Source organism: Streptomyces sp. NPDC111744 (genome assembly GCF_055634995.1).
The window spans coordinates 1-10173 of the sequence record NZ_JBVKCG010000060.1; the positions used below are offsets into that span (position 1 = coordinate 1).

A 10173-nucleotide genomic window follows, 5' to 3' on the forward strand; every position below is an offset into this window, starting at 1 on the left:
CGGGTCTGTGTAGCGAACGGTGGAACTCGGTCGGTTTTGTTCAGCGGCGTCCGGCGGTGAGCCGGCCGTCGAAGGTGATGTCGAAGGCTTGGAGTGCGGCCTTCCAGCGCGTGGTCCAGCGTTTGCGTCCGGTGCCGGTCGGGTCCAGGCTCATGACTGCCAGGTAAACGCACTTGAGGGCGGCCTGGTCGGTGGGGAAGTGCCCCCGGGCCCGGACGGCCTTGCGGATCCGCGCGTTGATGCTCTCGATCGCGTTGGTGGTGCAGATGATCTTGCGGATCTCCACGTCGAACTGGAGGAAGGGCACGAACTCCGCCCAGGCCGCTTCCCAGAGCCGGACGATCGCCGGATACTTCCCGCCCCAGGTGCCGGTGAACTCCACGAACCGCTCCAGGGCGGCTTCCTCGGTCGGCGCGGTGTAGACGGGCCTGAGCGCCTTCGCGATCTTCTCCCAGTCCTGCCGGGCCGCGTAACGAAAGCTGTTCCGCAGCAGGTGAACGACGCAGGTCTGGACGATCGTCGCAGGCCAGACGGTAATCACGGCGTCCGGGAGGCCGGTCAGGCCGTCGCAGACCAGCATCAGGACATCGGCCGCGCCACGGTTCTTGATCTCGGTCAGGACCTGGAGCCAGTACTTCGCGCCTTCACCGCCGTCGCCGATCCACAGGCCCAGAATGTCCCGGTGTCCCTCGGCGGTGACCGCCACCGCCATGTAGACGGGCCGGTTGGCGACCTGCCCGTCCCTGACCTTTACGTTCACACAGTCGATGAAGACGACCGGGTAGACGCTGTCCAGCGGGCGGTTCTGCCATTCCGTCATGCCGGCCATCACGCTGTCGGTGATCTGGAGATCGTGGACCTGGAGATTTCCGTGCCGTACACCTCGGCGAGATGTGCGGAGATCTCCCCATGCGTCAGCCCTTTCGCCGACAGCGACAGGACCATCTCGTCCACCCCGCCCAGACGCCGCTGACGCTTCCTGACCAGCTGCGGCTCGAACGACCCGGCCCTGTCCCGCGGCACCGCGATCTCGACCGGCCCCGACTCGGTGATCACCGTCTTGGACCGGTGCCCGTTGCGGTAGTTCTCCCGACCGCCCTCGGCCCGCTCGCCGGGCTCGTGCCCCAGATGATCAGTGAGGCGCCCTCCAGGGCGGACTCCAGCACCCGCTTGGTCAGCTGCTGCAGCAGGCCGCCCTCCCCGGTGAGTTTCACCCCACCGGCCCGGGCCCGGGCCACCAACTCGGCGACCAGCCCGTCATCCACGGTGCCCGTCGCACCCACAGCGGCCTCCCCGGCCTCGATGTCACTCGTCACGTCAGTCATCAACTGTCGCTTCCGGCTCGGGAGTTACACCGCTCACCGTACAGACCCGGCTGCAACGTGTCGGCGCTGGTGGCAGGCTTGCGCGACGGCTTGATGGTGGCGGCGCCAGGCCATCCAGTGCAGGACGTGTTCCGTCTCCCGGACGGGTGGTTTGAGGACGAACGCCCGGAGGAGTGGGACGAGTTCGGGGCAGGTCAGCGGGACGAGTCGGACCGGTCCTGCAGGCAGGGAGTTCTTCGCCCGGAGAGCCGCGGACGCCGGTTACGCCTGGCTCTTCAATCACCCGGTCCGATGGCCCAACGGACTCGACCCAGAGGGCACACCTCTCTGACCCGAGGACGACGAGGGAGCCCAACTGAGGTGTACGGCGACCTGGGCCGCCCGTCCCCGCTGAAGTGGAGAGAGACGTCCTGAAGACAGAGAGCACCCCGGCCCCGCGATGACCGTCGAGCGGCTGGCCGACGTACGGCTCGCCATCCCGCGCCTCACCAAAACGCCCCACCTGAGCAACGATCTCGCGAGCACTGGTAACCGCGGCCGCCGCTCCGCCGTACGCCACCGCGCAGCGCATCGGGGGCTGCTCACACGACACTCCCACCAGTGCGATGCCACGGCCGTCGCCCCGTTCGAGGGCACCGTCGCGCACGTGCTGCTGGACGGTATGGGCTGCAGCGACGAGATCCCCCACTGGACGCAGGCCACCGCCCGGCAGCCGGCCAAGGCCGTTGCGCGCCTCGGCGACGCGGATGCCGCTCTTGACATCCACCGAGCAGAGGCCGCCGTAGCTGATTACGGGAGCGGCGCAGGGAAGCCGAGCACGTAGTCGGCGAAGACCACACGTTCGGCCAGCTCGCCGGAGCTCGGCGACGTGCCGGGCCGTTCGATCTCCCGTACGTAGATCCTCAGCTTGTCGCCCGTCTGCGGAATGGCCAGCGGAGGTAGCGGCGTGTTGAGGGCTCCCGTCACCGTGGCCCCCGGGGTCCGTACCCACGTTGTCGCACCGACCGCGCCATCGAGGCTGGTGAGCACCCCTTGCCCGGACGGGTATTGTTCCATGCGCACTAGGACGGCGTTCGGCCGGGGGCCGGTCGGCTCGATCCCACTCAGCTGCACGTGCAGTTCGGTCCCCTGGCGTTTCACGGTCAGTGTCCGGTCCGGCAGGATCGCGACCGCGTCGGTGTCGACGGAGGCGGACGTGTGCAGCCCGGGAAGGCTGCTCGGCTGGTGCCTGGCCACGGTGAGCCGGACGAAGGGGGCGTAGGACCCGGTCGCCGGAAGTTCCACGTCGGCGTACCAGCTGTCTCCCGCCCGCCACACCTCATGGAAGGTCGTACCGGCGAGCGACGCAGCCGATTCGGGCGTGCTCCAGATCGGGTCACGGCCCAGCAGCGTTTGTTGGACGGCCAGGCTCTCCCCCTGGCCCGTCGTGTACCAGGGGCGGGCCAGCTCGACCTGCAGTCGCCCGCCCCGCCGGGTCCGCCGGAAGTCGTCCCACTGCGCCGCACCGGAAGCCGGCGGGCTCGTCTGCCAGCTGAAGGCCGGCAGTACGCCCAGCACGACCGGTGGGATCGGCCGGGCGGTGCTGGGCACGTCGACGGCTGGCAACGGGGCTGAGGCCAGGAATGCCGCGTCGGGCTCGTCGTCGGCAAAGTACTGCCGGAACCGGGAGGTGCCGGTGACCGTGTAGGTGACCACGCGGTGCTTGGCGTCGCCGAACTCGTGGCGTAGCGGTGGCAGGGCCTCGTCGGTGGGGTGCATGGTGATCGTCTGGACGGCGGCCGTGGTCCCGACCGGTTCCGTGGCGTCGTTCCACTCGTCCCAGGCGGCGGTGATGTGCACCTGGGCGGTACTCCGCGGGTCGAGTTCGAGGCGCGGCGAGGAGGGCGCGAGGGTCGCCAAGGTCTGCCCCTGTTCCCGTACCGACTGGAGCGTGCCGCTTGGATCGCGCAGAGGCTTGCGGACGGCGTGGACGAGCGTCATCTCCCGCGTGGGTGTGACCATCGGGTGCCGTCCACCGCTGGCGGCGCTCTCGCTGCCAGGTTCCAGCCATTGGCGGATGGCGAACCTGTCCAGGAAGTCGTCGGGCAGGTAGGAAGAGAGTTCCGCGGTAATCTGCTCGGCCTGGCTGAGGCTGACCGTCGCCACCGAGTCACCGGCGCTCCAGGTGAGCTGTGGCTGTCCGCCCGGGGCGCGTTCGACCAGGGTGAGGGTCTTCGCCTCCCGCCTTGGCCAAGGCCCTGACCAGGGGCGGCGGGCGGTGACCGGGACCGGCAGCGCGAGATGGACCGCGACGCCGGCGGAGGCGGGGTCGGTGGGCTGCTGGGCCGCTGCCCAGGTCTGGGCGTCATCGCCGTCGAGCATGCCGTGCTGTTCGGCCAGTGCCAGGGTGGTCGCCGGGACGGTCAGGGTTCGCGTGGTGGTGGCGCTCGCGTAGCGCGGGTTGGCGGCGAGGAACTGGGCCGCGTTCATGCCCCGGTCGCTGCGGATGACCAGCTCCGTGCCGCTCAGCTCGGGTGGCGGTACCGGCTCGAACCTGGTGTACGCCACGAGCGAGCTCATGAAGCGGTCTGCCGCCGGATCGTCGGCCGAAAGGCCTCCGCCAGCGAGGTCGGCGACGCGGGCCCGCACCTCGTAGCTGTGGCCGAACCGCAGTTCGGGCAGGGTGCCGGGTTCGGCGTTGAAGGTCCAGCCCAGGGGGCCCGTCGACTGTCGGTCGCCTGGGGCGCCGGGCGGAGGCAGGACTAGGCTCCAGCCGAACCATCGGGCCACCACTTCGTCGGCCCGCAGTTGGTCGCCGTTCCCGGTCGCGGCGTACGGTTTGACCTGCCCTTCCTCGACGGTCGGGCCGAGGTCGAAGCCATCGACGTGGTAGGTGGCCATGCGGCGGCAGAGCGGCGCCCACTGAGCATCCTTGGGCCGGATGTCGATGCGGTAGCCGAGGAGCAGGTCGTCGGCGTTGAACGTGGCCAGTCCGATGTCGCTCCCTGGTGCTGCGTGGGACGCCGCGCGTGCGTGGCGGTCGTCGAAGTCGACCTGGCGGTCGCGGCGGACGAGCATGAGGCCGGTCGAGCGCAGGTGCGGCAGGCTGCTGCGATCGCTCCGGGCCGCCTGGCGAAGTCTCGTCACAGCGCCGTCTACGTCGAAGGTTGTGATCTCCCAGCGGGCGGTGCTCTCGGACCCCGTTAGGTCGGCGGAGCGCAGGTCGAGCATGCCGGTGGTGAGGTCCCCGGCGGAGGCGGCAAGGAACAGGCTGCCGTCGAATTCGTAGCTGGTGGCCGGGGAGATCACCGAGGTCAGGCTGGGCGAGCCGACGCTCACTGTCCCCGTGGGGCTGAGTTCGCCGACCGGCAGCGTAAGTTCGACGATCAGGCCGAGTGCGCTGAGCACCGCGGGATGCTCGCGCAGCCGCGCCAGCTGCTGGTGGAAGTCCAGTTCTGCGGCGGGGGGCGGCGGTCCCTCCGGTACGGGCGAGGACGGCTCGTGGTTCCAGGACTCGAGCTGGGTGGCGACGTCGTCCGGGGCCTTGGCGGTCGCCGCATAGGTGTCGATGACTGCGCCCGCCTGCGCCAACGTCGGTTCCACTGTGGTCCCTTGGAACGTGTGCGGTGTGTACGGCCGGACGGGCAGGCCGCCGAGCAGTGCCTGCCACACCTCTGGCCTGGCCTCGTTGCGGCGATCCGGGCTGATCGTCTTGACCGTACTCGCGTGCCGCAGCGTGACCTGGATCGGGACGCCAGGCAGGCGCGCGGGCCAGTCGGCGAGTTCGCTGGCAGCCAGCGGCCCCTTGAGCCGGGGAAGGATGGCCAGCCGCAGCACCGCCAGGCCGGCGTTCACCCTGCCGCCGGGGAGTGCCATCCACACCATCGAGTCGCCGCCGGTCATGGCTGCCCCGCCTTCCTAAATGCGCGCCGGTACTCCTGCCAGGCGGCCAGGCCGGTCTCCGCTTCGTCCGCCGAGCTCAGGCCCGGGCTCAGCCTCGGGCCCTGGTGCGATGGCGGGTCTCCACTGATCTGGTACTCGCCGGTGTCCACGGTCACCGAGTCGGAGTAGAAGGTCAGGTCGATGCTGACCACCAGGGTCGCCCTGCCGATCAACGCGTTGGTGGCCCGCTGATAGGTCAGGGTTATCACGACCTCCAGCGAGACCGAGATCAGGCCGAGGATGTCGACCCCGCCCCCGAAGCGCAAATAGCCGCTGACCGGGGTGTTGTCGCCGACCAGCTCGTACCGGATACCACCGAGGACGTGCACTTCGGCCTGGGCGATACCGATGCCGATCGAGGCCGACGCGCCGAACTCCAGCGCCGCATCGAACCTGGTCACCTTGTTGTCGGTGATGACCAGATCGACGTACCCTCCGCCGCCGAAGAGCAGTACGTTCAGCGCGAACGGGTTCGCACGGCTGGCGAAGGCCAGCTCGACCGTCAGCGGGGTGCCGTCCAGCGGGACGGTGACGCCGAGCCGGAAGAGGATGTTGCGCAGGCTGAACCCGACCGTGGTGACCTCGGAAATGGGCTGCGAGTACCCGACGGAGATCTGCTTGGGCGTCACCGCGATGTCGGGTGCAACGGGCCCCAGGTTCACCTTGGCGAGGAGCTCCTTGAGCAGGTTCAGCGGACCTCCGACGTCCAGAGTGACGCCGTGAACCTCCAGCCGGGGCGGCCGGTCGTCCTCCTGGGTGTACGTCATGGAGCCGATGCCGACGTCCAGCAGCCCGAGTTGCAGCGTGAAGTCGTTGATCACGCAGCTGGTCGTGAGGTGCTCCGGCGAGCGCGCGACGGTGAGGTTCAGCGTTGTGGTGGGCCCGGCCTTGAACGGTGCGAGGTCCTTGAGGACGACGTTCTGCCAGGTCATCTTCGCCGAATTGGGCGGGACGAGCGTGATCTCCGGTGGCGCGTCCAGGCTCGGGGCGAGGTCCTTGAGCGGGAGCCCAAGGATTCGTGCGGTGTCCCCGAACACCCGGGCCGCGCTAAGCTTCCCGGCCTCGTCCTTGAGTTGGCCCGCCTTCGCTACCGGACCGTATAGCCGGGAGATGGCATCGGCTGCAAACGATGGGGTGACGAGTGCACCCGCCCGCCCCGCGAAGTCGGCGCTGTAGGAGTTGCCGGGCTCGAACAGAAGCGGCAGCGGCTCAGTCGCGCCGAGGCTGAGGAATGTGTCGCTGAACTTGAGCGGTACCAGCTTGTCGGGATCGCCCAGGAGCGCCCGCAGCGCGGGCAGTGCGGCCGTCAGCCGGTCGAGCTGCGGGTGGAAGCCCCCGTCGAACGCCGTCCCGACGACGGTGATTTCGTGCACCTCGTGCACGTCGGCCGGCTTCGGGTCCTGGGCCCGGACGAGGTCGATCCGCACACCCGGCAACGAGACGGTGGCCTGGTACGCCGTCCGCAACCGCTCGGCCACCTTGGCATCGGTGAGCGAGCGGACCCCCGGCAGGTCCGCCGTTGGCCCCAGCGTGAAGTCCGCCACGAAAATCAGCGGCAGTTCGAAGGCCACGTCACCGGCTCGGCCACTGCCACGGACCGGGAACTGGACCGGTGGCATGAAAAACAGGTTGAACGACTGGCTCGCCAACGCCTCGAGTTCGGCGACGTGGGCCTGGGCAGAGGCGATCTGCGGCTGCAGGTCAAGGAACTCGACGGCGGGGCCGAAGCCCCCTGCCGCCAGTTCGTTGACGTCCCGGAAGCGGTGACCCTCTGCGTCCACGATCCGGGACAGCCGGTCGATGTCGGCCTGGAGCTGCTGGATTCGCTGGGAGAGTTGGAAGATCACCGAATTAGGCAGCAGCGGAATGTTCCGAAGCTCCTGGGAGAGTTCCGACAGCTGAGCCTGCAGATCGGCGATCTCCGGCGAGTCAGGCTCCGTGAACTGGAGGCTGTCGATCCGGTCCTGAATGGCGGTCATCTGGTCGGAGATGTGGTTCGCAGCATCCCGGTTGGGCTGATCGTCGTCGAGTTGCTGCTGCTTTTCGGCCTGCTCCGCCTCGTCATTGAACAGCTGTGACACCTCGGGAATCCCGAGTTCTTCCGGCGGGCGGAAACGGTGACCCTCCGCGTCCACCTGGGCGGCCAGGTCGGCGGACTGCGACTGAAGGGCGGTGAGCTCGTCGTGTACCTCGGCGACCATCGGAACTGGCCGGGTGTAGGTTTGCCAGTCTGGCGCAGGCAGGTTGTCGTACCAGAGCGTGGTCAGTTCGAAGGCGTCGAACGGGAATTTGCGGTGGACCGGGTTGTCGCCGGTCGAGGACCGCACCGGCTCGGTGACGGCCAGAGTCCTTCGCTGCCGGAGCGCGGCCGGTCCGTCGCCGATCCCCCGTTCGGTCAGCACGGTGAAGACCGCGCGGTGCCCGAGCGGGTAGAGCACACCCTCGGTCGCCATGCGCATCCTCTGGTCCCGTCCGACCGCGACGTTCTGCTCCCACTCAAAGGTGTCCCAGTCGCCACGCGCCGTCAGTGCCCCGCCGAGTGCGGTCAGTTCCAGGCGCTGGACTTCGGGAAGCTTGCGCTGGCTCTCCGCCACGATCCGCGCCCGCTCCGGACCGTCCACCGGGGTGAGGAACCCCAGGTTGACGCCCGGCCGGGCATCGGCGGGTCGTACCAGCCCGGCGGACAGGCGAGTACGCCACAGGCCGACGTCCCCGGCGGGGTTCGACCGCAGCGCCTGGACCGGATGGTCGCTGGTGGCGGCGACCGCTGGCGACAGCAGCAAACCCCCACGGCAGCTCGATCGCGGTCTGGTCCTGGACCGTCGCCCTGCCAAGGGCCTCCAGGAACCCGTCCACGGTCAGGTCGATCACGGTCCCCACAGCCACCCGGTAGACGACCTGGCTGGTTCCCGACAGCCGTGCCTGGGCCAGGCCGTTGCCGGTGACTTCCTCGGCCATGTGCTGCGGCGGGAAGAGCGCCGTCACAAGGGCGGGCTCGGAGACCGCCTTGAGGCGCGAGCCGTCCAGCTGGAACCCGGACCAGTTGACACCAAGAACCACGAGATCATCGGGTCGTATCAGCAGGAGCATTGCGGCCGCCTCCTCGCCACGGGCCGCCCAGGGCACTGTGGAAAGTCGTTCGTCAAAAGCCGCCGTCGACCGAAAGGGGGATGGAAAGCAGCTACTGACCTGCAGGACGAGACTGCGCACAGTGCCCTGGGCAGCAGGGAGAAGCTGGGAGGCCTCGTCCAGCAGGTCGGTTACGGCCCTTCCGGCCACCGCAATCCAGTCTGCTCCGGCCGCATATGGCCTGCCACTCGGCAATCGGGGGCAAGCCGTCTGTTCAGCAAGGGTGTTGACTACGCACCATACTTCCCGGAGGTGCCTCGCCCTTGGTCCAGTGCGGCGATCGCGCGAGCCGTCACGGCCAACCGCCACCAAAACTCGGCTGGTTTGAGAGCCTCGATCTGCACGCCGCTGTTGGCGTTACTTGGCCGTGCCTGCTCGGGGACCACGCTGCAGTGGGCGGGCGAACTGTGGGACCGCCGGATCAGCTCCAGGGTTGCGGTCTGCTGCAACCCTGAGATCCTGGAAGTCAGATGCTCTCGATAGGCCCTCCCCGCTTGAGACTCACAGCGCGAAACGTTTGAAGCCTATTCGATGACGACGCAAGCCAAACTCAGATGTGTCATGGCCGACCTGGTCAGGACAGCGCTCCATTTTCGCGCGGCCCGTCGATTCATTACCGACTACGCGGCCCGTCGATTCGGTAACGACTAGGAGAAAGTAATGACAGCAATCAACCCCTTCATGGCAGATCCAGAGCAGGCGAAGATATGGGAGCTCGGATACTTGGCGGGCTTTCAAGACCCGAGTGGCTCAGACTTCCTTCCGTTGTCACCGGAATTGTTGAAGGTCTATACCCAGGGGGTCGATGCCGGGCGAGATGACAACATTGCGAGTGCCACGACCTGGGTGCCCCGCTCGGATCTCGAAGGTGAGTCAAGCGATGAATGGGTAGAGCATCTCGTCATCGAGGGCATCGCCGAGACTCTGGACTTCCTTTTCAAGGAAGCAGCCCTCGGACTAGTCGGCGTGGTCATCACTGCGCTGTCGATCCAAGGCGACACGCCCCTTCACCCGCTCGAGGACGACTTCAGTGAGCCGTACACGGGACCGGCCGCCGACCCGAACGTCACTTTCATCGCAATGTGCCCGAGAACGGATCACCCGATGGCTGCGATCGACACGACAGTTGACGGTTACTGGACCGGATCGCCGAAGACCGACTTCGGCGATGCGCTTCAGGAGACACTCGCCCACGCCCATCGCGAGTCGGTCGTTGCGCGGTGCAGCCTCACCAACAACACCTGTGGGCTGGTGTGGGCAGCGAAATAGCAATCTCAAAACCTACGCCCACGAGGAGATCTTCGAAGAGGCCCACAGGATCCTCCCTCTGGCCAGCCGCGAAGACCCGGGGGGAGCCGCCGATGCGAGCTGGCAGGTACGACGCCAACACCGCATCGTAGTCGGGCGAGTTCCACCATCGCAGCGCAACCTCCCGCGCCTCCTGAAGTTCCAGTGGAACCTCAGGTGGTCATGACGATCGAGCTGTCTTTAGAGCGTGTCCCGTGAAGCTCGACGTCGAGGCGAGCGCTGAACCAGACGACACCCAACGGGGTGTCGAAATAATCGAGTAGGAGGGCTGAGACGATGCCTGCAGAGTTCGATAAGATCGCAATATAGCTCGAATTCTTCATCCCCACGCCGACCATCGAGGCATTTGGTGAATGCTTTCACGGCGACAATCGGGGCTTCAGTCCGGACCCCAATGAACTCTTCTCGGTAACGTCTCGTGACGTTTTGTGATCTTCGTCCAGGCGGTGCGGCCGTGTTCGAGTTGGAGCAGGACGAGGGCGGCTCGGGC

General features: G+C 67.7%; 4 protein-coding genes and 2 pseudogenes. 2 read left to right on the forward strand and 4 right to left on the reverse strand.

Features of this window, described 5'->3' with window-relative positions; all coding sequences use genetic code 11:
* Window positions 1-40 precede the first annotated feature (40 nt).
* Both ACZ7OO_RS43755 and ACZ7OO_RS43760 read right to left on the reverse strand, forming a co-directional pair.
* Window positions 41-1304 (reverse strand): annotated as a pseudogene (locus ACZ7OO_RS43755) (IS256 family transposase).
* A 54-nt stretch (window positions 1305-1358) separates the two neighbouring features.
* Window positions 1359-1532: pseudogene (locus tag ACZ7OO_RS43760) on the reverse strand (IS701 family transposase); the annotation flags it as partial.
* Window positions 1533-1764: 232 nt separating this feature from the next.
* On the opposite strand from ACZ7OO_RS43760, the gene ACZ7OO_RS43765 reads away from it, so the two are divergent.
* Window positions 1765-2148 (forward strand): hypothetical protein, encoded by a 384-nt coding sequence (locus tag ACZ7OO_RS43765; protein WP_471512966.1) that lies wholly within the window; start codon window positions 1765-1767, stop codon window positions 2146-2148.
* On the opposite strand, the gene ACZ7OO_RS43770 is transcribed toward ACZ7OO_RS43765, so the two are convergent.
* Both ACZ7OO_RS43770 and ACZ7OO_RS43775 read right to left on the reverse strand, forming a co-directional pair.
* A complete protein-coding gene (locus ACZ7OO_RS43770; RefSeq protein ID WP_471512967.1) occupies window positions 2115-5207 on the reverse strand; it encodes a hypothetical protein in 3093 nt (1030 codons plus the stop codon). The two genes, ACZ7OO_RS43765 and ACZ7OO_RS43770, sit on opposite strands and share 34 nt — an antisense overlap.
* Complete coding sequence (locus tag ACZ7OO_RS43775; protein ID WP_471512968.1) at window positions 5204-8029, reverse strand: hypothetical protein; 2826 nt, start codon at window positions 8027-8029, stop codon at window positions 5204-5206. The genes ACZ7OO_RS43770 and ACZ7OO_RS43775 overlap by 4 nt, the downstream gene beginning before the upstream one ends.
* 1006 nt (window positions 8030-9035) lie before the next feature.
* Here ACZ7OO_RS43775 and ACZ7OO_RS43780 point away from each other — a divergent pair.
* Window positions 9036-9644, forward strand: a complete 609-nt coding sequence (locus ACZ7OO_RS43780; protein WP_471512969.1) for a hypothetical protein — start codon at window positions 9036-9038, stop codon at window positions 9642-9644.
* Window positions 9645-10173: the final 529 nt, after the last annotated feature.